The organism is Elizabethkingia sp. YR214, assembly GCF_003058195.1.
GTDB lineage: Bacteria > Bacteroidota > Bacteroidia > Flavobacteriales > Weeksellaceae > Elizabethkingia.
In genome coordinates, this window is record NZ_QBUH01000006.1 from 111,107 (window position 1) to 136,288 (window position 25,182).

Consider the following 25,182-nt stretch of genomic DNA (forward strand, 5'->3'; position numbering starts at 1 on the left):
ACATGAAAATTAAGCAATTAAAAATAAGCGACTATAAAAACTTAGATGCCCATTTAATACATAATTCAGATATCATTGCTCTAATAGGTAATAATGGTAGTGGAAAGAGTAATATTTTGGAAGCGATAAGTCATATTTTCAGAAGTCTTTACGTAGCAAAATATAAAGTTACATTCAACTACTTTATCGAATACATTACATCTAAAAATAATCTAGTTAAGATTGAAAAAATTGGCAATGAAATAAAATATCATTTAGATGAAGTGGAAAAATCAGCATTAGAGATTAGTAATTATTTGCCACAAAAAGTAATAGGTATTTACAGTGGTGAAGAAACAAGATTATATGATGACTGTTTTGGTCCATTTTATCTCGAATTTGTTACTAATATAAATAAAGCGCAAATTCAGAAAACAGTATATTCTGATTTACCAAAAATGCTTTTTCTAAACAGCTTTTATTGGAATATTTCGCTATTATGCCTACTAATATCTGATTCTACAGACAATCAAAAATTTGTTGAACAAATTTTGAAAATACAGGACTTAGATAGCATTAAAATTAAAATAGACTTTATTAAAAGAAATTACGCTAACTACAATGACAATCAAGCTCTTCGTTTAGTTAGAGATATTGATTCGAAATCAGAATATACATTAAAAGAGTTCAAAAAACTACTGAGTGAAAAATTTTATACACCACTTGATGTGTTTAAATATCTTTATTTAGCTTATACTCCCAAAGATGCAAAAATTATTGACGGAATTATTATTGAATTTACCAATAATTTAACAGTGTCGGACTTAAGTGAAGGTGAGAAAAAGCTACTTTTAATAAAAGGAGCTTTAGAATTTGCAGGGCAAGAGGATAGCATCTTTATTCTTGATGAACCAGATTCACATATTCATATCAATAACAAAGAGCAAATTACAAACAGTTTTATTGATTATTTGCATAATCGCCAAATAGTAATAACTACGCATTCTCCAACATTAACTCAATGCGTTAATGATGAAAATGTATATATGCTTAGTAATGGAAAAATCATTGATAAAAACAAACAAGAAATTATTGAAGAAGTAACGGGAGATTTCTGGAATAAACATCAACAAAATAGTTTTATTTCCTCTAAAAAGCCAATAATTCTTTTAGTTGAAGGAAAACATGATAAAGAACATATTAATAATGCTTTTGAAAAATTAAAAGATGAATATACTGATTTGAAATTTGACATCTTTTATATGAATTCAGCATGTAATATTCCTTTAATGATGACAGGATTAAGAACAAGTGAAATAGAATATAAAAAAATATTCATTGGTATATTTGATGACGACCAAACTGGAAGAACCGAACTTAGTAATACAACTTGTAAATTTCCTGACAACCAAAATAAAAAAAGGCACAAAGAAGGCTACTACGCATTTATCTATCCTAAACATGAAAATCATAAAAGCTCAATTTTTACAGTTGAAAACTTTTTTGATTCTTTACATTTGGAAACAGCATATAATTTAGCCTTATCTGAATTATCAGGAAAATTTACAGGTAAGTCAATAGAAACTATCAGTGAAGAAATTAGAGAAAAAGCAAAACAAAAACTTTTTGAAAGCAGTAGAAGCTTTGCCAATAAAGAAGATTTCAAAAATTTTAGAAAATTATTTGACTTAATCAGAGATATTAAAGATAAATACTATGAAAGCCTAATTGCTATTCATGATCCTAACCCTATCAACGAAACCGAAAATAAGAATAATAAATCTAATGTTAAAGAAGACGACAATATTGAAATTTACACAAAACGTAGAAATACGGAAGTAGAGGCCAGATATTATAATGATAAGAAAATTGTATTAATACAGGGAAGCAAGTTATCTGTTGATGTTGTCGATAGCTATGGAAATAGCATTGAAAGAAATAAAGAGTTAAAAAAGATTGCTGATTTGCAGGAAAATTGTTGGGTACTAAAGGAGGACAAAACTTTTAATTCAGTTTCAGGTGCTATAAACTATGCAACTGGTGGGAATATGAATGGTTGGGCTCATTGGTTAATTAAAGAAAATAAGAAACCCCTCGAAACCATAAGAGAAAAATAGCATAAGAAGTCCCAAAAATATACAAACAATAATAAATAGTGAAAAATGCAGATAACATCATTGTATATTAACAATTATAAGCTACTCAAAGACTTTACTATTAATTTCAAGAAAGATGTTTCTATCCTAATTGGTATTAATGGTTCAGGAAAATCAAGTATTTTAGAAGTTATTGCTCAAATTTTTAGTGATTGTTATCTTGATGAAAAATCTAAGTTCGGTTTTTCTATCGAGTACGAAATACGTTTAGAAGAAATCCTTGGACAAACAACTACATCTGCTGAATTCAAAACAGAATATATTAAAGTTCAGATAAGTGCAGAAAAAGTAAGACAAGAACTAAAATACAAAGTATTTAGTGGACAGCAAATATTAGAAGATAGTCGTTCTATTGAACGAAAATACGGCTCTATTGAAAAAATATTGCCAAGCAACATAGTAATCTATTATAGCGGTTTGGCAGATATAATGAAAAAAATATGTCTTCCTCACGATGAAAAACTATCTGTCAATTATCGAAAAGGAAATACAGCAATACATCGTCCGTTTTTTTATTTTGAACCACCTTTATTTAATTTAATACTAATCACGCTTCTGTCTTATGAGTATGGAGATATTCCACAATTTCTATCCGATAGAGTAAAAATTGGAGGAGTACAAAGCATTCAAATTAATCTTAAAAAGCCTGCTTGGGGCAAAGGTAAAATCAATGATTGGTGGGGAGCTAAGGGAGAAGTGAAGACATTTTTGGATTTATTAGACACTTTAGATTCTCCTTTAGAAATTAAGGAAGATGATTTGCTATCTGAATCAAAAGGAAATGTAATAATAGAAAGTTGGCAAAATGAAAATCTCATCATTACTATTCTTGGGCAAGAAAAGCTGTTTCAAATAAGAGAATATTTTGTTGAAGAAAAGACCCTGTTTAAAGTTCTAAATACACTTTTAATAGATGGATTTCAACCTGAAGTGAATTTTTCATTTTTCCATGGCGATGATACAGAGAAAATAAATACTTTCGGTACACTTAGTGAAGGAGAGCAACAATCAATTATTATACGAGGATTAATAGAACTTGTCAATAATGAAAATACCCTGTTTTTATTTGATGAACCTGATACTTATTTGCATCCTTCTTGGCAAAGAAAATTCATAGAAAATATTAATGAATTGGCTGAAAATATAGCATACAATAACAGTCAATTTCTCATCACTACACATTCGCCACAACTATTGAGCAATGCTGACCCTGAGAATAGTGATGTACAAATAATGGAAGATGGAGAGATCATAAAAGTTACGCCTAAATATTATGGCAAAGACATCAGTACAATTTTGTACGAAATGATGGGTGTGGAAAGAAGAAATAAAAAAGTGTCTAAGCTATTAAGTTCTTTGTTTAATGCCATAGAAGACGAAGAAATCGAAGAATCACAAAAACAATATAATAGTCTTGTTGAACTTTTGGGAGATAATGACCCTGCATTAGTTAGAGCAAAAACACAGATTGATTACTTAGAAGAAGAAGTCGATGAAGCAGATAACTAAACTTCAAGAACCAAATTCAATGCTTCAACATAGAGCCCAACAGTTCGCTAATTTTGATAATATACCAAATATAACCAAAGAAGAACTAAAGCAAAATCTTCTATCAGAACAAGGCTATATTTGTTGTTATTGTATGAGAAGAATTCCAGAAAAGTCCACGCCTTATATGAAAGTTGAGCATTACAAATGTCAAGACCATTTTCAGGATTTCCAATTAGATTATAGAAATTTATTCGGTGCTTGTACAGGAAATGAAGGACATCCTAAAAAACTTCAGACTTGTGATACCCAAAAAGCTAATGAAATTTTAACCATTAATCCGCTCAATACAAATCCGAACTGTGAAACATTCTTTAAATTTAACTCAGAAGGAGAAATGAGTTCAATATCTGACGACGAAGTTGTAAATAAACAAATAAATGCTATTCTAAATTTGAATATGCAATCTTTAAAAGATGCTCGAAAGGAAGTTTACTATGTTGTGCAAGAAAGAGTCAGAGCAGAAAGTAAAAGAACAAAAAAGGATAAACCTGCATTTGTAAGGTTTCTTAATCAGGAACTTCAAGTGTGGCAGAGCAAAACAAACGGCAAATTTAGACCTTATTGTTTAGTGGCTATTTATTATTTGAACAAGAAATTAAGAAGTAACTAAACAGTCAAGACTAAATGAAATTGAAATAAGTTGTTACTTTTTGTTTTTATTTGGTCTAAGAAATAAAATCAACTATCTTTGAAACAGTTTATTACGGTTAAATTTATCGTGTGACTCATTTGTCCCTCGAAAATCATAACAAACTAATAAACAATGGTTTAAAATGAGCTCTAAGTTTTGTATCGGGAAGTAAAAACTACTTCTAAACAAGAAAACATATCAATTTCTACTATATCACTGCCAGCATATATAGTAATTAATTGCCTATATTTGGGAAGATTTAGGCATTAGTTCAATGACACGAGAAAACCACATAGAAGAAAGTCTCATTACTAAACTTTCAGATTTAAAATATATTTACCGACAAGATATTCGAGATAAAGAAAGTCTTGAAAAAAACTTTCGTGAAAAATTTGAAGCTCTAAACCGTGTGAGGCTAAGTGAAGCTGAGTTTGCAAGATTAAGAGACGAAATTGTAAATCCTGATGTTTTTGCAGCGTCCAAATTATTGCGTGAACAGCAATATTTCCAACGTGAAGATGGAACACCACTTCACTACACATTAGTGAATATTAAGGATTGGTGCAAAAATGAATTTGAAGTAATCAATCAACTGAGAATGGATACCGATAATAGTAACCATCGCTATGATGTTATTATTTTGATTAATGGTATTCCTGTAGTTCAGATTGAATTGAAAACTCTGGACATTACCCCAAGAAAGGCAATGCAGCAAATTGTTGATTATAAAAATGATCCTGGAAATGGCTATACCAATTCCCTTCTTTGTTTTATGCAACTATTCATTGTCAGTAATAAAACCAATACTTATTATTTTTCGAATAATAGAAATCAGCATTTTGCATTTAATGCGGATGAACAATTTCTTCCTGTTTATCAATTTGCTGATGAAAATAATAAAAAGATCACCCACTTAGATGATTTTTCAGATAAGTTTTTATCTAAATGTACACTGGGTGAAATGATTAGTAAATATATGGTGTTGGTAGAAAGCGAACAAAAGCTTTTAGTAATGCGTCCCTATCAGATTTATGCTGTAAAAGCTATTGTAAACTGTATCGAACAAAACCGTGGCAATGGCTATATCTGGCATACCACCGGAAGTGGAAAAACACTTACATCTTTCAAAGCTTCTACACTGCTGAAAGACAATCGGGACGTTGAAAAGTGTCTGTTTGTAGTGGACAGAAAAGATCTTGACAGACAAACCCGTGAAGAGTTCAATAAATTTCAGGAAGGCAGTGTAGAAGAAAATACCAATACCGAAACTCTGGTAAGGCGTCTACTTTCTACAGACTATTCTGATAAGGTAATCGTAACCACCATTCAAAAATTGGGTTTGGCGCTTGATGGAAATTTCAGAAAAGAAAACGGACAAACCTATAAAGAGCGATTAGAACCTTTAAAAAATAAAAGAATTGTTTTCATTTTCGACGAATGCCATCGCTCACAATTTGGAGACAACCACAAAGCCATAAAAGAATTCTTTCCGAATGCGCAATTATTTGGTTTTACAGGAACGCCGATTTTTGATGACAATGCCATATACAAAAAGGTAGATGGCGAATTTGCTTCCTATAAAACAACAAAGGATATTTTCCAAAAACAACTACACGCCTATACCATTACCCATGCCATAGACGACAGAAACGTATTGCGTTTTCATATAGATTACTTCAAAGGACAAGGCAACATCAATCCAAATCCCGGTGAAGGTATTGCACAGCAAGCCGTAGCAGAAGCTATCCTTGAGAAACACGATTCTGCAACGCATTACAAAAGATTCAATGCCGTTCTTGCAACAGCATCCATCAACAATGCGATTGAATATTATAATCTTTTCAAAACGTTACAAAAAAATAAAAAAGCAGAAAATCCGGATTATGTTCCGTTAAATATTGCCTGCGTTTTTTCTCCGCCTACACAGGCATTGGCAAAAAACAGTGATCAGAAAAATATTGCCGACATCAGACAATTACAGGAAGATCTGGAACAGGAAAAAGCAGACAATCAGGTCAATCCGGAAGAAAAGAAAAAAGCATTGACAACAATTATTGCTGACTATAACAAGCAATACGGAACCAATCACACCATCAACGAATTCGACAGCTATTATCAGGACATACAGCAACGTGTAAAAGATCATAAATACAGCAATGCAGACTATCCGCATCAGAACAAGATCGATATACTGATTGTTGTCGATATGCTTCTGACAGGTTTTGATTCCAAATACCTCAACACCCTGTATGTAGATAAAAATCTGAAACATCACGGACTGATACAGGCTTTTTCCCGAACAAACAGAGTACTGAATGACACCAAGCCTTACGGCAATATTCTGGATTTTCGTTCGCAACAACAACAGGTTGACGAAGCCATTATGCTGTTTTCAGGTGAAGATAACGAAAAATCAAGAGAAATCTGGCTGGTAGATCCGGCTCCGATAATTATAGAAAAATACCAAAAAGCTGTAGAAGCAATGGGTATTTTTATGGAAAGTCACAATTTAGTTCGCGAACCGCAAGAAGTATACAACCTGAGAGGCGATGCAGCCCGCGTTAATTTTGTAAAAACATTTAAAGAAGTACAACGACTGCGCACACAGCTCGATCAGTACACCGATTTGAATAACGAGCAAAAAGATTTAATCGAAAAAATACTGCCCGAAGATACCCTGCGTTCTTACCGCAGTTCGTATCTGGAAACAGCCAAACAGCTAAAAGAAATACAGGAAAAAGAAGGCGAAAATGCATCTTTGGGCATACAGCAACTGGATTTTGAATTTGTATTATTTGCTTCTGCACTTATTGATTACGACTATATCATGGGATTGATTGCAGACAACACCAATCCAAAGTCTAAAAAGCAAAAAATGAGCAAAGAGCAATTGATAAAATTGCTAAGCTCCAGCTCCACTCTGATGGATGAAAAAGAAGATCTGACCGATTATATCAACCAACTAGACTGGGACAACGGACAGGACGAAAAGCAGCTAAAACAAGGCTACGAAACCTTTAAAACAGAAAAAAACGAAAAAGAACTGGCAGACATCGCTCAAAAGCACGGTTTGGAAACCACATCTTTAAAAGCCTTTACAGACAACATTACCAGCCGAATGATTTTTGATGGCGAAAAACTAACAGACCTGTTAGAACCATTGGAACTAAGCTGGAAAGAACGCCGTGTGAAAGAACTGGCGCTAATGGAAGACCTTATACCGCAACTAAAAAAATTAGCCCAGGGACGGGAAATATCAGGATTAACAGCATATGAATAAGACAGAAAATAAATTGGTGCCGGAGTTGCGATTTCCTGAATTTATAAATGATGGAGAATGGAAAAAAACAGAATTAGATAAGCTAGCCCATAGTATTTCATCCGGAAAAGATAAAAATTCAATCGAAGGAAAATATAAGCTTTATGGTTCAACAGGAATAATTGGAACATCAAACATCTCTAGTTATAATGGCAAATTTATTCTAGTAGCTCGAGTAGGTGCAAATGCTGGCTTATTGAATAAAGTTAGCGGAAATTTTGGAGTTACTGATAATACTTTGGTAATTGATTTAAAAAAACTGAATATTATTGATTTTATTTTCTATTCTCTTGAAAAAACGAAATTAAATAATTTAGTTTTTGGCTCTGGTCAGCCACTAATTACTGGAAGTCAACTAAAAAATTTAAAATTATTTTTGCCAAATTCTGAAAAAGAACAACAAAAAATAGCCGATTGTTTATCATCTTTAGACGGAGTAATTAGCATCCATAACGATAAATTAGAAGCCCTTAAAAATCATAAAAAAGGATTATTACAAAATCTATTTCCACAAGAAGGCGAAACGGTTCCTAAATATCGTTTTCCGGAATTTAAAAATGATAGAGAATGGGAAGAAAAAGAATTAAATGAATTAGGAAAATTAATTAATGGACTTACTTATAGTCCAAATGATGTTAGAGAAAAAGGATTATTAGTTTTACGTTCTTCTAATGTTCAAAACGGGTTGATTGATTTAAAAGACTGTGTTTATGTCAGAACTGATATTAAGGGGGCAAATCTTTCTCAACCAAATGATATTTTAGTATGTGTAAGAAATGGCTCAAAAGCTTTAATTGGAAAAAACGCAATGATACCTAAAAAGTTACCAATAGCAACTCACGGTACTTTCATGACTGTTTTCAGAGCAAAAAATCCATACTTTGCCTTTCAACTATTTCAAACTGTTTTTTATGAAAAACAAGTTAGTGGTGATTTAGGAGCCACAATAAACTCGATCAACGGAAAGAATTTTCTTAAATACGTCTTTCCTGTTCCTAAAAATCCAAAAGAACAACAAAAAATCGCAGACTGTTTATCAGAAGTAGACAACCTGATCACTGCACAAGCTGACAAGATAGAACAACTAAAAGCCCATAAAAAAGGATTAATGCAACGATTGTTTCCACAGCTAAAAGCATAATGTATGAGTAATACGCCCAAAACAATTCATTTTCCGGATCTGCAAAAACTGGTTACCCGCCTCAGGGACGAACTGAACGATCAATTTTTTGTATTGCTCTATGCCTACAACGGTACGGGTAAGACCCGAATTTCGATGGCTTTTAAAGATTTTGCAAAAAAAAGAAAAAAAAATCCGGGAGCAGACACTTTGTACTTCAATGCTTTTACAGAAGACCTGTTTTCGTGGGACAATGACCTGACAAACGATACCGAAAGAGTTTTAAAAATAAATGCCAACTCTAAATTCTTCAACGGATTCAAAGAGCTGGCACTCGAAGAAAAAATATTTGCCTATCTGGAACGGTATGCCGAATTTGATTTCAGAATAGACTATGACGATTATAAAGTCATTTTCAGTAAAACAATCAAAAACCCGGCGTATCGAGCAGGTTCGGGCACACCCGAAACAATAGTACAAGACCATATAAAAATTTCAAGAGGAGAAGAAAACATATTTATCTGGTGTATTTTTCTATCCATCTGCGAACTGGTTGTTGAAAATGCCGAAGCCTATGAATGGGTAAAATATGTTTATATAGACGATCCCATCTCCTCCTTGGACGACAATAATGCCATTGCCGTGGCAAGCGATCTGGCACAGTTACTAAAAAAAGGGAAAGACCGCATAAGAACTGTAATCTCATCACACCACGCTCTATTTTTCAACGTGATGTGTAATGAGCTGAAACAATTAAAATGCAAGCGTTATTTCCTGCACAAAAATGGTTTGGATGGGCACACATTAAGACCAACAGATGACACACCATTCTTCCATCACGTGGCCATTTTAAGCGAGCTTAAAACGGTAAGAGATTCGGAAGCCATAAACACTTACCATTTCAATATGCTCCGTAGTATTTTGGAAAAAACAGCTACCTTTTTCGGTTTCGATGATTTTTCAAAATGCATATACGGAGTTGAGGACGACGTTCTATATGGCAGAGCATTGAACCTGCTAAGCCATGGCAAATACTCTATCTACGAGCCTGTAGAAATGGGGAAAGACAACAAAGAATTATTTATAAGAATTTTAGACGCTTTTCTGGATAAATACAAATTTGATTTACCGGAATTGCTCATTGAACAACCTACAAACGCAAGTCAAGAATAATGACAAGAGATGAACAACAAAAGTTAGGGAAAACCCTTTGGGAAATAGCAGACCAGTTACGAGGAGCGATGAATGCGGATGATTTTCGTGATTATATGCTTTCATTCCTTTTCCTGCGTTATCTATCAGATAACTACGAAGCCTCTGCAAAAAAAGAATTAGGACCAGACTACCCGCAATTGCCGAAAGACGACCACCGCACGGCTTTATCTGTATGGTACAAAAATAATCCGGATGACGTTAGCGAATTCGAAAAACAAATGCGCCGCAAAGTGCATTATGTAATAGAGCCCGACTATTTATGGAGCAATATTGCCGAAATGGCAAGAACGCATAATGGAGAATTGATTAAAATACTAGGAAAAGGATTCAAATTTATTGAGAACGAGTCTTTTGAAGGAAATTTTCAAGGATTATTTTCTGAAATTAATCTAAACTCTGAAAAATTAGGAAAAAACGATACCGAAAGAAATAAAAAGCTATGCACTATCATCACAAAAATATCGGAAGGGATTGCCAAATTCTCGACTAAGACCGATATTTTAGGAGATGCTTACGAGTATCTGATAGGTCAATTTGCAGCAGGATCCGGTAAAAAAGCGGGTGAATTTTATACTCCGCAACCAATTTCGGAAATCCTTTCAAAAATCGTAATTCTGGACAGTCAGGATCCTAAAACAGGACCTAAAAACAAACTGGATAAAATTCTTGACTTTGCCTGTGGTTCAGGCTCCTTATTGCTCAACGTAAAAAAACAATTATATGATCAGAATAAAGGACAAATAGGCAAAATATACGGGCAGGAAAAAAACATCACTACCTACAACCTTGCCCGGATGAACATGCTTTTGCATGGTGTAAAGGATACCGAATTCCAGATTCATCATGGTGACACCTTAGTCAATGACTGGGACATGTTGAATGAAATGAATCCGGCAAAAAAAATGGAATTTGATGCCATCGTAGCCAATCCGCCATTTAGCCTGAGCTGGGAACCTACTGATACGACATCAGACGATTTCCGATTCAAAAATTATGGTGTTGCTCCAAAGTCTGCAGCCGATTTTGCATTTCTCCTGCATGGTTTTCATTTCCTGAGTCAGGAAGGCACAATGGCTATTATCCTGCCACATGGTGTTTTATTCCGTGGTGGAGCAGAGCAAAGAATACGCACAAAACTATTAACAGAAAATAATATAGATACTGTAATTGGTTTGCCCTCCAGTCTGTTCTTCTCTACTGGGATACCTGTTTGCATTCTGATACTGAAAAAATGTAAAAAACACGATGATGTACTTTTCATTAATGCCAGTGCAGATGAAAACTTCGAAAAAGGCAAAAGACAAAACCACTTGCGTGAAGAAGACATAGAGAAAATCGTAAATACGTATAAAAACCGTCTGGATGAGGATCGTTATTCAAGAAAGGTTTCTATGAGTGAAATTGAAAAGAACGACTACAACCTGAATATCTCAAGATATGTAAGTACTGCCGTAGCCGAAGAAAAGATTGACCTGAAAGAAGTGCATGAAAACCTGACCGACATCAACAAAAAGATAGAAGAAGCTACAGAAAAACATAATGCATTTTTGAAAGAATTAGGTTTACCGCCGTTATAAGATTTCTTTTCGAAATATGATGAATACAAAAAAGCTCAACATTACTGTTGAGCTTTTTTATATTTATATTATTATACGTTTATTTCTTATCAATCAGCTTTTCCAGCCTAGCCATTATTTCATCTTTTTCCTTTAGCATACGTTCATAAAGTTCCATCTTTTCTTCATGTAACTTCTTTATTTCTTCAATTGGATTTATATTGAAAGTTGGTGTATGTCCCATATTCAAAAAAGCACCATTGTCAAAAGTATTCGAAATAATATTCACCGCTTGTTCTTCATCAAAATTTTGGATGGCTTCCACAGGAATTTTCAGGACTTCGGCTATTTGTTGTAAAAGAGAGTCTTCAATCACTTCTTTCTGTTCCAGGAGAGAAACTTTCTTCTGGTTCCAGTCGCCACCAATATCAAAAGCCAAAGCCTCCTGCTTTATGCCCAGCATTTCTCTAAAGCGTTTCACATTACGACCCTGATGTATTTTGTGTTCCATGGCAAGTACCTTTTATAATGAGGTTAAATATAAAAAAATATCTACAAAAACACGCCCTAAAACCCAACAATTAAATCTATATTTTTTTCATTAAAATGGCTTTTACGGTTTACCGTATTGGGCGGAGTGGTGATTTTGGTTATATTTACAGTTAGACTATTCAAAAATTAACTTGTAGCATTTAACTATATATGAGCACCTTCGGAAAAACCATACGATTATTTTTAGTAGACGGAACTGCTAACGGCCTTACAACTGCAGAACTCAGCAACTGGACGGGAATAGGTGTAAAAGTACCTCGTATAAAAATCAGAGAATACAGTAATCGACCTGAGTTTCAAAAGCCGGGTGTATATATTCTCATAGGTAAAGGAGAAAATAATGAAGATGCTGCCTATATTGGTGAAGCAGAAGTAATTGCTAATCGCTTATATCAACAAATCGCAGATAAAGATTTTTGGAATGAGGTTATCTTTTTCGGTAGTAAAGACAAATACCTGAATAAAGCCAGTGTAAAATATCTTGAAAACCGTTTGCACGCATTGGCATTAAATGCAGGGAGATATTCTATCAATCAGAATACCCCTACCCGTTCTGAATTATCCGAAGCTGAGCAAGCTGAGTTGGAAGAATTTCTTTCTCATGCAAAAGTCCTTACAGCCACTTTAGGACATAAATTATTTGAAGCATTGGAAGAAACGGTGGAAGACAATGAAGTACAAAATCAAATATTCTATTGTCGGAACGGAGCCGGAGCAGAAAGCAAGGGCAGTCCGTCTACAGAAGGTTTTATTGTTTATAAAGACTCTTTATTTATAATTCCGGAGCAACCTTCTTTAGCTGACGGTATTCGCCTTGAAAGGCAAAAAATGCTGAATGATGGAACCTTAAAAATTGAGAATGATTTTTATAAACTGACCAAAGATTATGTATTTACCTCGCCATCTCGTGCCGCATCAGCAACGCTTGCGCGATCAGCAAGCGGACCTTTGGAATGGAAAACGGCTGAAGGTATTCAGTTAAAGTCTTTGGAGGTCTAGGATTTAAATTGGGGGAAACTAATAAAAATTAAAACAATGAGTTTAGAAAAATTTTATGAACTAAGAGAAAATTTTATCATTCTAGGTCTAACCGGAAAAATGCAAGCCGGCGCAGATAAATTAGTCGAAATTCTAGCAACTGATCAATTATCCAATCAGAATAAAAAATTTTTAAATGAATTCTCTGATAAATATAAAATAATCAGCAATAGTGAAGCTATAAAATATAGAAGAATTAATGATTTTTATAATTACGAAAAAAACTGGAAGGAATTTAAAGTAATAGAATATAAAGATGTTGTCCTTTTATTTATTCTTAAACATTGTTACGCTGAAGATATAAATAAGTTTGCCACAAATATTTCAAATTGGATTATTGAATTGGGAACAATAAAATCAGATTCAAATCTTAGATTTGGCTCTAATCAAGGAATTGCAAAAGGCAGTAAAGGTTTCATTAAAGGAAATTTTAAAAATTCTATTTCTTCTAATTTAGCCAAATTTGATACAAAACAATTAAAAAAGGTATTCAAAAAGGAAAATGAATTAAGTTCAGTTTTAAAAAATAATAATATATTCTTCTCAGATGAATATCAAAAATTTACAGAGCTATTTTTTAATAAATTAGATTCTTTCAGCATTTATCTAAGGCATAAATTAATTCATTTAACTTCTTATCATTTAAGAAAATATGGAACATTAAATTTAAGTGAGAGTGAAAATCCACAAGATAGACTAAAAGATATATATATTATTGCTGAAGTAATTAATGCAATTATAAAATGCCATAGAAACAATAATGATGGTAAAGCACATATCATTATTGATCGTTTAAAAAATTCTTATGAAATGCTTTATTTCAGGGAAAAGTATTCCGGATTTTATATGATATCTCTTAATCGTGAAGATGACTCTCGCTATAAATCTATTGAAAGAAAAATAAGTAAAATATCAAATAAATATACGACTAGAAAAGACAATCTTGATCTAATAAAAAAATTAGACCAAACTGAATATTCTGTTTCTGAATTTAAAAAAGGAGAATTTGAAGGTTTTGATATAGAAAACTGTTTGCAAAAATCTGATTATCATATATGGTATGATGACAAATATTCTAAAATAAAATTTTATGATAACTTTAAAAAAGAAGGAAACAAATTACTCTATAATGAGAAAGAGTTAGAAAAAACTAACCAATATTATGTTTACCAGCCTTTATTATTACAGGTGCTAAAATTAACTGCATTAATTAAACTTCCAGGTTTAATTACGCCAACTTATCCAGAAAGAATAATGCAAATTGCTTATAATGCTAAACTAAATTCAGGATGTATCTCAAGACAGGTAGGTGCTGTAGTAACTGACAAAAACTTTTCAGTCAAAGGTATTGGATGGAATGAAGTTGCTAATGGCCAAACTCCATGCTCTAGTAGAGATATAAGAGATTACAGTTCTTCTTCTTCTACAAAAGACAATGGTTATACAAAGTTTGAGCTTGGGGATTCAAATCATCATTATAAAGATGGAAAAAGTTTTCATGATAAAATGCTTGATGATATTAAAAAAATATCATCAAACTTAGATAATAATTTAAAAGGACGTTCCTGCTCTTTCTGCTTTAAATCACATCACAATGCCTATGAAGCAAAAGAAAATCAAGTACATACAAGATCATTACACGCAGAAGAAAATGCAATGCTTCAAATTTCAAAATATGGAGGTCAGCCACTGCTTGGAGGAAATCTGTTCACTACTGCAAGTACATGTGAGTTGTGTGCTAAAAAAGCATATCAATTAGGAGTAAGAAATATCTTCTATATAGACGTATATCCAGGTATTTCAAATGACCAAATTCTAAATAATGGCACAAATATTCCAAATATTTTTGCATTTCAGGGTGCCATTGGTAGGGGATTTAACAAATTATATGAACCCTTTATGTCTCAAAAAGACGAATTATTTATTCGTACAGAGTTTAAACCAACTGTTTCTCAAAAAGAACAAGCTTCTCAAGTTCAACATATAATTGGTTCAAAAATTGATAAAGGCTCAAAACAATTAAAAGAATATTTGGATAGTATAAAAGATGATCCTGAAATTTTAGAAAAATTGGTTAATTTGTTACAAAAGGGTCTTGAAGCCAAGTAATAACTAGCTTATTATACAAAACATACCGGCAATAACACTAATAAATACAAGATATGAATCTTTAGGTTCCTGCAAGCCTAAGGTCTTATTGGATATTTTTAAAACAATTTTTGACTCCTATATCTACTAATATTTAATATTAAAACCCCAATCACACGATGAAATTTTCATTGTCCTAATATTTTTTTATCTTCGACTATGGAACCAAACAGGAAATGCCTTTCTGTTCCACATTAACACTATTGCATTGAATATGAAATTATACTCAATCCTTTTAGGGATCAGTTTGCTCCCTTTCGTTGCATGGGGCAAAAAAATGGTTGCTCCCGGCAATTAGTGATAACATAAAGAAAGTCTCATGCGGAAATTAATATTAATACTTATACTTTTATTTGGTTGGAATATTAAAGCTCAAAAATTACCTACATATAGAGAGTTGAACGTATGTAAGCAAGAAGGCATGGCTGATAATGGTGATTTCAGAATGCTAGGAGAGAAAAAATATCTTTCAATTATTAAAGAGTTTGAGGGAAATTTGAACAAAACTAAAAATAATTATTCAGATTATTATAGATTATATAGTACACATGGAGGAGTTAAGCTTAAAGGTGTTGCTGTTTATTTAATTCCTAAATCTATTGTATCAGAAGAGCAGAAGGCGAAAAAAGAATACAGAGTATTTGGAGATGAAAGAACACTTTGGGTTTATTATGATTTAAAGACCAAAAAATTAACAAAACCTAGATCTTTTATGTTAACCCCAGATTTATAATTAAGTTTTTATCAATATAAAACCCCGACTAACCTCGGGGTTTTTCTTTTATAGTATATCCATATAAATAACAAATATTAGTTTACTAAATAGTATACTAATTATTTATAAACACCTATAAACAGGATGTTAACTACTTTCTGTATTGGGAAATAACTTCCAACAATAAAATAAAAAAGCCAATATTTTCTATCAACATTCTTTACATGCTACTCTATTTTATGATCAGTTTCCAAAATTCACAAAATGCGGAATTTCTGTGGCAAAACTGTTCATTGGTAAAAGATTATTCCGGTTACTGTTAAAATCAAAGACCGAATTATTATCAAAAGGAACACGGGGATAATAGGTAAACGAAATCTGAATCCTGTTGAAAACCAGAAAAGGATTATTAATCAAAACTCCGATTCCTATCTTAGTATTTGTTTTTGTACTCAGCAATTTATCATCAGGCATACCCAGCCATCCGGCTGCCACCGTCAGATAAGGGCTGAAATGGAAATTCTTCCATGTCTTATCAATAAATAGCTGAAGCTGATATCTTAAAACCAGTTTTTTGGTTCCGATATAATCTGAGCTGTACACAGGAAATTCATCCGGAGATGAAAGATTAATCCTGTCAATGTAAGAATAATTGTGCTGTGGATTTCCCAATGCTAAAGTTGGAGAAAAGAAATGCCTTACTTTGGCAAATCTCCAGTCTGTAAGGTTAGTAAAATAAGTACCATCCAAACGGAAAGACTCGCGGTTTCGGCTATTCTCATTAAAAAATCTTCCAAACTGTGCTTTCAGAGTGAAATACCCAAGCTTTGTAAAACTTCCATAAGATGCAGAAATACCCACATAAGGTTTAACATCATTACTTCGCGATAAGGCGCCGGCAGTAAAATTCACTGAATTACCATAGGCAATATCCTCCGGCAGGTCATATTGGAAAATATTCCGCTGCACCGAGAAATTTCTACGGATAAATCCTACAGACATCAGAAAACTGCTGTAAGAATTAAAATATTTGTATTTATCAATTTCGGGACTGTCTTTGTATTGGTAATTCTGAAACCTTCCTGTCACCGCAATATTACTCGATACTTTTTCACTTTTATCTGATGAAACAGGAATTTGATACCCTCCCCACATATCCTGGCTGTAAGCTTTGATCTGAACCTCCGGATAAGTAGTATCCGTTTCTATGGGAAGTAAAACATTCCTCATAAAATAGTCGAAGCTAAAACCTCCTGCCCATTTTGTAAGAGGTGAAAAGAAATCTCTTCTGATATTGAAATTGATTCTTTCATTTCTCGAAAAATCACGTTCGCCCAGAATCTGGGCATTGATATAAGAACCGAAAAGATTGTATGCGGTATAGCTTCCTAAAACATAATTCTGTCTTTCTTTGGAATCATTTCTATAAAGGAAGTCAAATGTATGCCCCAATCCCAACACATTTTCCTCCGTCACACCCAACCCAATTTTACTGCCGGAATAGCTTATTCTTGGCTTCAGGCTCCAAGAATCAAGAACCTTAACAACTACATCAATAGAATCTTTACCGGAATCACTATCAGAAACACTGATATTAACCCTGTTGATGAAAGACATCCTTCTCAGCAAACGTTCGGATTCGTAGAGCTTCTGAGCATTGTATTCTTCGCCTTCTTTAAAAAGTAAATAATCATCAACTGTAGAATTTCTTGTTGTGGAGTGAAGATGATGTGTCAGCCAATCATACCATTTCAATTTTTCTTTATTGTCTTTTGAGCCATATCCAAAAGGATCTATGGTTTCTATTAGTATATTTCTGATATATTTTTTGTTATAGGTTTCCTGAGACAGCTTTTCTGTCCGTGACTTCACGGAAGTAGAATCTGCCTCCCTTCGGAATATGAGACGATGGAAGAATTTGGTAACTTTTCTCTGATCCGAAAATTCTTCTATTTTATAATAAAGCGAATCTTTTTTTTCCTGTGCTTTTAAAGAGAAAAAACCACATAAAAAGAAAATTAAAACTATAATCGACTTGTTCATTAATAATCAAAAATTCAATGAGATTCTTATCATCAATTTATAAGCCAATAAGCATGAAACAAATGATAATGTATTTTAATGGAAAAAATTAAATATAAGGAAATTTTTGATCCGATTCTTTTTAAAACAGATAAAATATTACATAAACCACAGGATGTTAGAATTCTAACCATAAATATTTTTATACTCTTTACCATCTGCTATACATGAAAATGTATATCTAGCCAACTTTTAATAATTCAAAAATTAATGAATACTCAGCAAAAAATTATTGATATGGCAAAATTTTCATTGTCCTAATATTTTTTTATCTTCGGCTGTGGAATCGAACAGGAAACCTCTTTAGTTCCGTAATAACACTATTGCACTGAATATGAAATTATACCCAATCCTTTTAGGGATCAGTTTGCTCCCTTTCGCTGCATGGGGCCAAAAAATGGTTGCGCCCGGCAGTCCGGACATTAATACAAAGTACATAAAACCCGAAAAATCACTTTATACTGTATATTATGTCAAGGATAATAATTGGGACAAACAAGGATCATTGATCTATGATGTCACCTCAACGGGCAATCAGCTGATCTTAAAAAATTCCTTCACACCCAAAGATAATTCCAGGGTCAATGCCCGGACAAGTGTTGTGGATTTTCAGACACTAAAATCCATCAGCTATACCGGTGACGAAAAGAAAACAAAACTAAACCTCAACTTTGGTGAGACCATCACAGGTAATTATTATTCCAAAGAAACCAAAAAAGATAAAAAGGTGAATTTTCGTCCTACCGAAGCATTTATTGACTTCAATTGGACGGATCTGATGATCGGAACACTCCCTTTGGATGTTGGTTATAAAGCCCGTATTCCACAATTCTATTATAATGATGGATCCAATGTACATGTGGAATACTATACCATTAAGGAAGTAAAAAGCTATAGTTACAATTCTCCAAAAACAGGTAAACATGCCACCTGGCTGGTCACCTTACTGGAAGAAAGCACCAATGCTATCTACAACTTTGTGGTCGACAAAAAGGACCGAAGACTTTGGCAGCGTGAAATGTCCATGAGCAAGGGTATGTGGGAGATTACCGTCAACGAGGAACTGGACTATCAACCCATCAAAAATAAATTCAACAAAGAGCAAGCCATTCGACAGATCTCCAATGGTAACAGCGTCATTATCGGCACCGCCTTTGCAAGGTCAAGTTCCGGCAAAAAATTAGGGGGCCTGGTGAACACGGCAAGAAAACAATATGCACCAAAAGGGACTGAGATTCTACTTTTCCCAAATTCAGCTTATTATGATGAATGGCTGGAAGTCAATAAAAAAATCCGGAAACAAAAGAAGGTTGCTGAAGTACCATTGGATCCCGATTTTGGCCATGCCGTGAAACGAACCAGAACTTATGACGATGAGGGTCACTTTGAGTTTGCAGATCTAATGCCTGGCAACTATATCATTATGACCAGCTTCGATTTTACCAATTCGTACAATTATTCGTATGTGTCCGGTTATACAAACTATTACAATTATTGGGGTTATGCCGGTTCCACAACCAATTATGGTACGGGCAGATCATCTTACACCGATAAAGCCAATATCGAAAAACGCATCACTATTGATAAAGATGGTGATAAAAAAGAAGTGAATTTAAAGGAAATGTAGTCAAAACAGAAAGCCGAGCGAAAGCAAAATTTGCTGTGGTGAAGATATCAAGAAGTATGATTTGTAGAGATCAATTAATAGTTTCTTTTCTTATTTAAAAGACTATTAATTGATCAACACCTACTCCTTCATCAGCTCAATGGGATTTTCTTCTTTTTGAAAACTCATTTTACCACTTTTTAAAAATTCCTTTGCATTGACTTCCTGACCATTTACAATCACCTTATTAATTCTATCAGGATCTGTTCCCCTTTCTCTAAGCCATGCTAAGGGATCTTTTACATTATCCTGATATAATTTATTATACTTCTTAGCCGTTATTTCTATATACTGAGGTTCTGGCTTTTCAAACATAATAAAGACATTAGAAGTCTTTACCAACTCCATTTTATGTTGCTGTTTGTCATCAGAGTTTTTCAGAATCAATCCCGGCAATCCGGAAAACTTATAAGGTCCGTCTGAAATCGGTATCTCATTTGTAAACCATGCTGTCCATTTGCGTCCTGCAAAAACAGCTGAAGCTTTTTGAACATTGTAGCCCTCATAAACCGATTTCTCCTGAAGCACCTCCCATTTCAGAGGTCTTTCCTCTTTTATCTTATAATATGTATCTAATAATTCTGTATACATATTGGTTGTCGGGCTCGTATATTTCTTTTCAATAAAAGTATTATAATATGTTTTGGGAGAAATAAACATATTATTTTTTCTGAATTTTTGCAGCACGGAATCACGCTTATATTCTTCGTATTTGTAATAGAAAGATCCTTTTGGCGAAACATCCAGGAAAGTAACATCTTCCATTTTTGTTTCCGGCTTTAGCGAATCTTTTAAATAGGAATGTTTATAAACGAAACGGGCATTTTGTCCTGATAATGTTATAAAAGCACAAAAGAAAAGAGCAAACCTTAGCATGTTTTAATGTACATTGAATCCCCTTTTTTACAAAAAATACCACTACGGTCTTTTAATTGACCTGCATCGTCACATCCCTGAAAAGATATTAAAGTGGGAGCTTCTCCTTCCACTGAGCTTTTACACATAAGCATCGCTATAGGTATTCCACTACCTACTACACTTCTCAGTTGTTTTCTGGTTAGTACTTTAGTGTTTGTGCCTTTTAAATTAAATAATTTTTTCATGTTTTTGGATTTTTAATATTGAATAATTTGCCATAAAATCCCTGAAATCGGGCATTCTGAATTTATTTGAAAGATTCAGATCTATATGATAATAACAGACTGCTATTATCATATTATTACAAGCGATTGATGAATTTTATTTTCATCTGCTTTGCTAAGTTATTCAAAAAAATCAAATACACAAATATTTTACTGTAAAATAAAATTTACAGTTTATTTTATTTATCAAAAACAATTATTTTGATATTATTCCATAAGTTATCAGCAAATCAACAGCAATCGATATTCCCCATTATGTTCAACAGGAGCACGATGCACGCATGGCAAAACTTTTTGTTCCGGATGATCTACTGCTAAGCGCCAAAGATGTCCCAATCCCAAATTGACAGGTTTAGCATCTGTTTTAGACTGGTAATGCAAGTCAAAATAATTTTCCTTTAAAAAATCTTCAAATTCCGATTCCAGACCATCATGCAATTCTTTCAGCTTTTCCCGGACTTCAGGAATCAGTATTTTTTGCACCACCTCATCATTAGGAATAATATCGCTTGCAGCACCATGGTAAATGCATAGAAAAGTATCTGTACCAACAGGAGAACGGTCAACATGCCAGGAATAGACATCGGTCGAAATAAAATCGAACTCATCGTCACGTTCATAACATTTCAGCAAGTTAAGAGAAGGTGATGCTCCGAAATCGGTTAATAACTGCAAATCATTTAGTATAATATCTCTGGCGGCACTCCCCTGTTCCGATAACTGAAGTGATAAAAGATCTTCGGGAGAAATCTCTGTAATGTTTTCCTCTAACTGCAGCTGAGCTACAATTTCTTTAAAATCACCTTCTAAACTTCTGTGCCAGCAAAGCGCATTTGTATTCCCCTGAAAATCGGTATTTACCAATTTAGAAAACGTAGTAACTACCCCAACCTGATCGTTATCAGAACTCTTATTACTCATATTTTTTTGAATTAGATCAACAGCGATTTAATTCTGTGCAAAAGTACAAAACTGATTACAGGATAACTACACATACAGGATAATGCGTATATTAGTTATTCTGTTGTCTCACAAATACTATACGAATGAAAAAATACACCTTCTTTCTGGCGTGTGCTTTACTAAGCTTTTGCATCTCCTGCAAGAATATTGGCAAACCGGTTGACAAACAAAAATCAGGTTCTTATTTTATCGATTCCAAAGGGAAAATCGCTTATTGCCAGAATGGTAACTGGTTTAGTCTGGGCGTATTACCGATGAATGCTGATGCAAAATCTTTTCAGGTTTTGGCAGAAGATATAGCCAAGGATAAAGACTCTGTATACTATCGCAGTATGGCACAAAAACTGGTTGACAGAAATTCTTTTTATGTCGAGAATCAGATCCCAAAAGATGGTCTTCACGTTTATTATATTGACCAGGTTTTAGGCTTTAACATCATTAAAGGTGCAGATCCCAAAACATATGAACTGGTAAAAGACCGCATAAACTGGGCCCGGGATAAGGATCATTACTTCTACTCTGATCGCATGATAAATGCGGACCGAAATACTTTTGCATTCGTCAATGATTATTTCCTGAAAGACAAAGACTCTGTCTATGTTTCACCTAATATCGGACAATTTAAGTCTATTCGATCCAATCCCGGAAATATTGAAACTATAAACAAGCAATACATAAGAATTGGAAACACAATATACTTTCCGCCATTTCAACAAGGCTCAGAAGTTGCGACGAATTCATTTGATAAAATCGACAAGATCAGAATTATTGATCAGGATATTATTGGTGTAAACAATAACACGATATTATCCAGAGGCAAAAAGTTTAAATATGATAATGTTGATGCCGGCTCCTTCCAGTTATTCCCCACTGATGATAAAGATAGTGTATATACTGGCAGTCCGTATTCAAAAGACAAAAACAATGTATATTATAATGAGGAAATAATTCCGGAGGCCGACGTGAAATCATTTAAACTCATGGATAATAATTTCGGGAAAGATGCAAAAAACGCCTATTATAAAAATCAATTACTAAAAGGTGTAGATGCACGAAGCTTTAAGAAAGAAGGCGATTTTTATAAAGACAAATCTGATAATAAATTTAGCACACTGACAGGAAAGAGAATCCAAAATTAATATCCTGTCTCCTAGTTATTTCCCGCTATTGGAGATTAAAAACCATTTCAGTTTGATTTATAATCTCGAAAAAGATGGAATAGATATTTTTATATACTAGACATATCGGATAATGCTGATAATTAGTTATCCTGTTGTTTTACAAATACTATACGAATGAAAAAATATACTCTTTTTTTGGCTTGTATTTTACTTAGTTTCTGCATCTCTTGCAAGGATACAGGTAAACTGGTTGATCAAAAAAAATCGCATTCTTACTTTATTGATTCCAAAGAAAAAATAGTCTATTGTCCGGGTGGTAGTTGGTTTGGTGCAGGAGTATTACAGATGAACGCTGATACAAAATCGTTTCAGGTTCTGGAAGAAGATTTAGCCAAAGATAAAGATTTTGTATACTACCGTGAAAAGGCTCAGGATCTGGAGGTAGATATCCCTTCTTTTCATATAAAAAACAACATCATGAAAGATCGCTTTCATGTATTTTATAATTTTCACGGGAATATTTATTCAATTACAGGAGCAGATCCTAAAACGTATGAACTTCTAAACAACCGTAAGGAATGGGCACGGGACAAAGACCATTACTTTTATGCTGGTACTATGGTGGCTGCAGACCGGAAAACTTTTGCATTCGTCAATGACTATTTTCATAAGGATAAAGATTCGGTTTATGTCTTATATGATACCAGATACTTCAGGTCAGTACTGCCTAATACAGGAAATATAGAGTTGATCAGCAAATATTACATAAAAGCAGGAAACACCATCTATTACCCACCTTTTGGAAAAGATTCAACTGCCGTAACGAAGACATTTAATACCCTGGATAACATCAGAGTCATTAATCCAAGTATTATTAGTATAAACAACAAAACCATACTATCCTCGGGTAAAAATTTCAAATATGATCAGGTTGATGCCGTTTCGTTTCAATTATTTCCGATCGATAAAGAAAAGTCTGCCTATGGAAACGACTTTTATTCAAAAGACAAGAACAATGTTTATTATGACGAGGAGGTCATTCCCGATGCCGATACCAAGACATTTGTCATCATGGGTGATTATTTCGGAAAAGATGCAAAGAACGCCTATTATAAAAACCAAATACTAAAGGGTGTAGACGCACCAAGCTTTAAGAAAGAAGGTGATTTTTATAAAGACAAATTAGGCAATAAATTTAGCGGTATTGGGGGAAATAAGGTGTAAGCAACTTATTTTTATAGCAAACCACATAGACATATAGGCTTCTATCCATAAAAGGATTACATAGATTACTAAAGTAATTACACAGCAACTCGTGTGAAGATTTTTTTGCCATTAAGCTATTAAATTGATTAAGACATAAATTCTGAATTTTCTTAACTTATGGATACTGGAAACTTATGATAAAACGCTTAGTGATGTTTATTAGCACCAAGGCATAAGTATTTTTATATTCTTATGTTTTTGCTTCGCAATATTATACTGAGTGTCATTCAATTTATCAAAGTATATTAAATTTTGAAAATCATTGATTTTCCTGTGCCTTAGCCTGGCTAATTGATCTAATCATTTGTTTATTTGTGATTAATCAACTTTATGTAAGTTTCCATTTCTTTACAATCTCTGCATTGAATCCGTCTGCTTCTTTCGGATTAGGCTCTCCCTTTCCAGTAGAAATAAGATGATGCAGACTATTGTTTATATAATTCCCCCAGGCATCGGTACAAACATTATAACATTCCTCTTCCGGTACAAGCCCATCATGAGTAAACTTTACAGTTGTTTTACCCTTATCCCCGGAAATTTCAAAAACCAATTTTGTACCCCGCCATTCATTTTTGTTTTCTGTAAAACTGAACTGATTGTCTAAAACATCATAAACCAGCTTTTTGTCCGGAATTACTTCACTCAGTCTGAGTTTCGAAAGATGAACGTCTTTATAGTGATATAAAAATGTTTCATCCAGTCTATCAGTAGCACCTTCTATTTCTTCAGACCACCAGCCTCTAAAGTTTTTTATAGCATTAAAGCATTCGCTGGGTGTCTGGCTGACAGAAAATTCTGTGGTGTAACTCTTGTTGTCCATATCGTGTGAGATTTTAGGTTTATACTTTACATAATTTACCATCACTTTATCTGGTAAAGTAAAATTAGTAAGGAACCTAATTCTTTGATCTTGTCTTATGGCAAGAAATGATTTGGACATCTCGAACCGAAATAATAAAATA

Annotated in this window: 19 protein-coding genes; 13 read left to right on the forward strand and 6 right to left on the reverse strand. The window is 33.5% G+C overall.

The features are described from left to right. Nucleotides 1-2 precede the first annotated feature (2 nt). The 7 genes from C8J95_RS13385 (at nt 3) to C8J95_RS13415 (ending at nt 11,548) form a co-directional block, all read left to right on the forward strand. A complete protein-coding gene (locus tag C8J95_RS13385; RefSeq protein WP_107809192.1) occupies nt 3-2,096 on the forward strand; it encodes an AAA family ATPase in 2,094 nt (697 codons plus the stop codon). A gap of 45 nt (nt 2,097-2,141) precedes the next feature. Continuing rightward, nucleotides 2,142-3,644: an AAA family ATPase gene (locus C8J95_RS13390; RefSeq protein ID WP_107809191.1), complete on the forward strand. Its 1,503-nt coding sequence runs from the start codon at nt 2,142-2,144 to the stop codon at nt 3,642-3,644. Continuing rightward, nucleotides 3,628-4,296 (forward strand): retron system putative HNH endonuclease, encoded by a 669-nt coding sequence (locus tag C8J95_RS13395; protein WP_107809190.1) that lies wholly within the window; start codon nt 3,628-3,630, stop codon nt 4,294-4,296. Before C8J95_RS13390 ends, C8J95_RS13395 begins: the two co-directional genes overlap by 17 nt. 295 nt (nt 4,297-4,591) lie before the next feature. Continuing rightward, the gene (locus C8J95_RS13400) at nt 4,592-7,597 is read left to right on the forward strand and encodes a type I restriction endonuclease subunit R (protein WP_107809189.1); all 3,006 of its coding nucleotides are present in this window, start codon (nt 4,592-4,594) and stop codon (nt 7,595-7,597) included. Beyond that, complete coding sequence (locus C8J95_RS13405) at nt 7,590-8,777, forward strand: restriction endonuclease subunit S (protein ID WP_107809188.1); 1,188 nt, start codon at nt 7,590-7,592, stop codon at nt 8,775-8,777. The genes C8J95_RS13400 and C8J95_RS13405 overlap by 8 nt, the downstream gene beginning before the upstream one ends. Nucleotides 8,778-8,780: 3 nt before the next feature. After that, a complete protein-coding gene (locus C8J95_RS13410) occupies nt 8,781-9,929 on the forward strand; it encodes an AAA family ATPase (RefSeq protein ID WP_107809187.1) in 1,149 nt (382 codons plus the stop codon). Further along, on the forward strand, nt 9,929-11,548 hold the full coding sequence (locus C8J95_RS13415) for a type I restriction-modification system subunit M (RefSeq protein ID WP_107809186.1): 1,620 nt from the start codon (nt 9,929-9,931) through the stop codon (nt 11,546-11,548). The genes C8J95_RS13410 and C8J95_RS13415 overlap by 1 nt, the downstream gene beginning before the upstream one ends. A 79-nt stretch (nt 11,549-11,627) precedes the next feature. Here the strand turns inward: C8J95_RS13415 and C8J95_RS13420 are convergent, their stop codons facing one another. Further along, complete coding sequence (locus C8J95_RS13420) at nt 11,628-12,038, reverse strand: helix-turn-helix transcriptional regulator (RefSeq protein WP_107809185.1); 411 nt, start codon at nt 12,036-12,038, stop codon at nt 11,628-11,630. 191 nt (nt 12,039-12,229) lie between these two features. Here C8J95_RS13420 and C8J95_RS13425 point away from each other — a divergent pair, with 191 nt between their 5' ends. From C8J95_RS13425 to C8J95_RS13435, 3 genes are all read left to right on the forward strand, one after another. Continuing rightward, a complete protein-coding gene (locus C8J95_RS13425) occupies nt 12,230-13,078 on the forward strand; it encodes a GIY-YIG nuclease family protein (RefSeq protein ID WP_107809184.1) in 849 nt (282 codons plus the stop codon). 36 nt (nt 13,079-13,114) lie between these two features. Further along, nucleotides 13,115-15,226 carry a hypothetical protein gene (locus C8J95_RS19010; RefSeq protein WP_107809183.1) on the forward strand — a complete coding sequence of 704 codons (2,112 nt, stop codon included), beginning with the start codon at nt 13,115-13,117 and terminating at the stop codon, nt 15,224-15,226. A 358-nt stretch (nt 15,227-15,584) separates the two neighbouring features. Continuing rightward, nucleotides 15,585-15,998 carry a hypothetical protein gene (locus C8J95_RS13435; protein ID WP_107809182.1) on the forward strand — a complete coding sequence of 138 codons (414 nt, stop codon included), beginning with the start codon at nt 15,585-15,587 and terminating at the stop codon, nt 15,996-15,998. A gap of 225 nt (nt 15,999-16,223) precedes the next feature. On the opposite strand, the gene C8J95_RS13440 is transcribed toward C8J95_RS13435, so the two are convergent. After that, on the reverse strand, nt 16,224-18,023 hold the full coding sequence (locus C8J95_RS13440; protein ID WP_107809181.1) for a POTRA domain-containing protein: 1,800 nt from the start codon (nt 18,021-18,023) through the stop codon (nt 16,224-16,226). Nucleotides 18,024-18,396: 373 nt separating this feature from the next. Between C8J95_RS13440 and C8J95_RS13445 the strand changes: the two genes are divergently transcribed. Continuing rightward, entirely contained in the window at nt 18,397-19,689 is a 1,293-nt protein-coding gene (locus tag C8J95_RS13445; RefSeq protein ID WP_107809180.1) for a hypothetical protein, read from the forward strand. 120 nt (nt 19,690-19,809) lie between these two features. On the opposite strand, the gene C8J95_RS13450 is transcribed toward C8J95_RS13445, so the two are convergent. The 3 genes from C8J95_RS13450 to C8J95_RS13460 form a co-directional block, all read right to left on the reverse strand. After that, entirely contained in the window at nt 19,810-20,604 is a 795-nt protein-coding gene (locus C8J95_RS13450; protein ID WP_107809179.1) for a GLPGLI family protein, read from the reverse strand. Further along, complete coding sequence (locus tag C8J95_RS13455) at nt 20,598-20,831, reverse strand: hypothetical protein (protein ID WP_107809178.1); 234 nt, start codon at nt 20,829-20,831, stop codon at nt 20,598-20,600. The genes C8J95_RS13450 and C8J95_RS13455 overlap by 7 nt, the downstream gene beginning before the upstream one ends. 261 nt (nt 20,832-21,092) lie before the next feature. Beyond that, nucleotides 21,093-21,791: a DUF1826 domain-containing protein gene (locus C8J95_RS13460; protein WP_107809177.1), complete on the reverse strand. Its 699-nt coding sequence runs from the start codon at nt 21,789-21,791 to the stop codon at nt 21,093-21,095. A gap of 125 nt (nt 21,792-21,916) precedes the next feature. Here C8J95_RS13460 and C8J95_RS13465 point away from each other — a divergent pair, with 125 nt between their 5' ends. Continuing rightward, the gene (locus C8J95_RS13465; RefSeq protein WP_107809176.1) at nt 21,917-22,972 is read left to right on the forward strand and encodes a DKNYY domain-containing protein; all 1,056 of its coding nucleotides are present in this window, start codon (nt 21,917-21,919) and stop codon (nt 22,970-22,972) included. A 156-nt stretch (nt 22,973-23,128) separates the two neighbouring features. Next, on the forward strand, nt 23,129-24,178 hold the full coding sequence (locus tag C8J95_RS13470; protein WP_185124616.1) for a DKNYY domain-containing protein: 1,050 nt from the start codon (nt 23,129-23,131) through the stop codon (nt 24,176-24,178). A 370-nt stretch (nt 24,179-24,548) separates the two neighbouring features. On the opposite strand, the gene C8J95_RS13475 is transcribed toward C8J95_RS13470, so the two are convergent. Then, a complete protein-coding gene (locus tag C8J95_RS13475) occupies nt 24,549-25,040 on the reverse strand; it encodes an ATPase (protein WP_107809259.1) in 492 nt (163 codons plus the stop codon). Between the last annotated feature and the right edge of the window lie 142 nt (nt 25,041-25,182).

What these genes read in the sequence shown, in the direction of transcription:
- C8J95_RS13385 (WP_107809192.1), top strand. Translation starts at nt 3, where the DNA reads ATGAAAATTAAGCAATTAAAAATAAGCGACTATAAAAACTTAGATGCC.
- C8J95_RS13390 (WP_107809191.1), top strand. Translation starts at nt 2,142, where the DNA reads ATGCAGATAACATCATTGTATATTAACAATTATAAGCTACTCAAAGAC.
- C8J95_RS13395 (WP_107809190.1), top strand. Translation starts at nt 3,628, where the DNA reads ATGAAGCAGATAACTAAACTTCAAGAACCAAATTCAATGCTTCAACAT.
- C8J95_RS13400 (WP_107809189.1), top strand. Translation starts at nt 4,592, where the DNA reads ATGACACGAGAAAACCACATAGAAGAAAGTCTCATTACTAAACTTTCA.
- C8J95_RS13405 (WP_107809188.1), top strand. Translation starts at nt 7,590, where the DNA reads ATGAATAAGACAGAAAATAAATTGGTGCCGGAGTTGCGATTTCCTGAA.
- C8J95_RS13410 (WP_107809187.1), top strand. Translation starts at nt 8,781, where the DNA reads ATGAGTAATACGCCCAAAACAATTCATTTTCCGGATCTGCAAAAACTG.
- C8J95_RS13415 (WP_107809186.1), top strand. Translation starts at nt 9,929, where the DNA reads ATGACAAGAGATGAACAACAAAAGTTAGGGAAAACCCTTTGGGAAATA.
- C8J95_RS13420 (WP_107809185.1), bottom strand. Translation starts at nt 12,038, where the DNA reads ATGGAACACAAAATACATCAGGGTCGTAATGTGAAACGCTTTAGAGAA.
- C8J95_RS13425 (WP_107809184.1), top strand. Translation starts at nt 12,230, where the DNA reads ATGAGCACCTTCGGAAAAACCATACGATTATTTTTAGTAGACGGAACT.
- C8J95_RS19010 (WP_107809183.1), top strand. Translation starts at nt 13,115, where the DNA reads ATGAGTTTAGAAAAATTTTATGAACTAAGAGAAAATTTTATCATTCTA.
- C8J95_RS13435 (WP_107809182.1), top strand. Translation starts at nt 15,585, where the DNA reads ATGCGGAAATTAATATTAATACTTATACTTTTATTTGGTTGGAATATT.
- C8J95_RS13440 (WP_107809181.1), bottom strand. Translation starts at nt 18,023, where the DNA reads ATGAACAAGTCGATTATAGTTTTAATTTTCTTTTTATGTGGTTTTTTC.
- C8J95_RS13445 (WP_107809180.1), top strand. Translation starts at nt 18,397, where the DNA reads ATGAAATTATACCCAATCCTTTTAGGGATCAGTTTGCTCCCTTTCGCT.
- C8J95_RS13450 (WP_107809179.1), bottom strand. Translation starts at nt 20,604, where the DNA reads ATGCTAAGGTTTGCTCTTTTCTTTTGTGCTTTTATAACATTATCAGGA.
- C8J95_RS13455 (WP_107809178.1), bottom strand. Translation starts at nt 20,831, where the DNA reads ATGAAAAAATTATTTAATTTAAAAGGCACAAACACTAAAGTACTAACC.
- C8J95_RS13460 (WP_107809177.1), bottom strand. Translation starts at nt 21,791, where the DNA reads ATGAGTAATAAGAGTTCTGATAACGATCAGGTTGGGGTAGTTACTACG.
- C8J95_RS13465 (WP_107809176.1), top strand. Translation starts at nt 21,917, where the DNA reads ATGAAAAAATACACCTTCTTTCTGGCGTGTGCTTTACTAAGCTTTTGC.
- C8J95_RS13470 (WP_185124616.1), top strand. Translation starts at nt 23,129, where the DNA reads ATGAAAAAATATACTCTTTTTTTGGCTTGTATTTTACTTAGTTTCTGC.
- C8J95_RS13475 (WP_107809259.1), bottom strand. Translation starts at nt 25,040, where the DNA reads ATGGACAACAAGAGTTACACCACAGAATTTTCTGTCAGCCAGACACCC.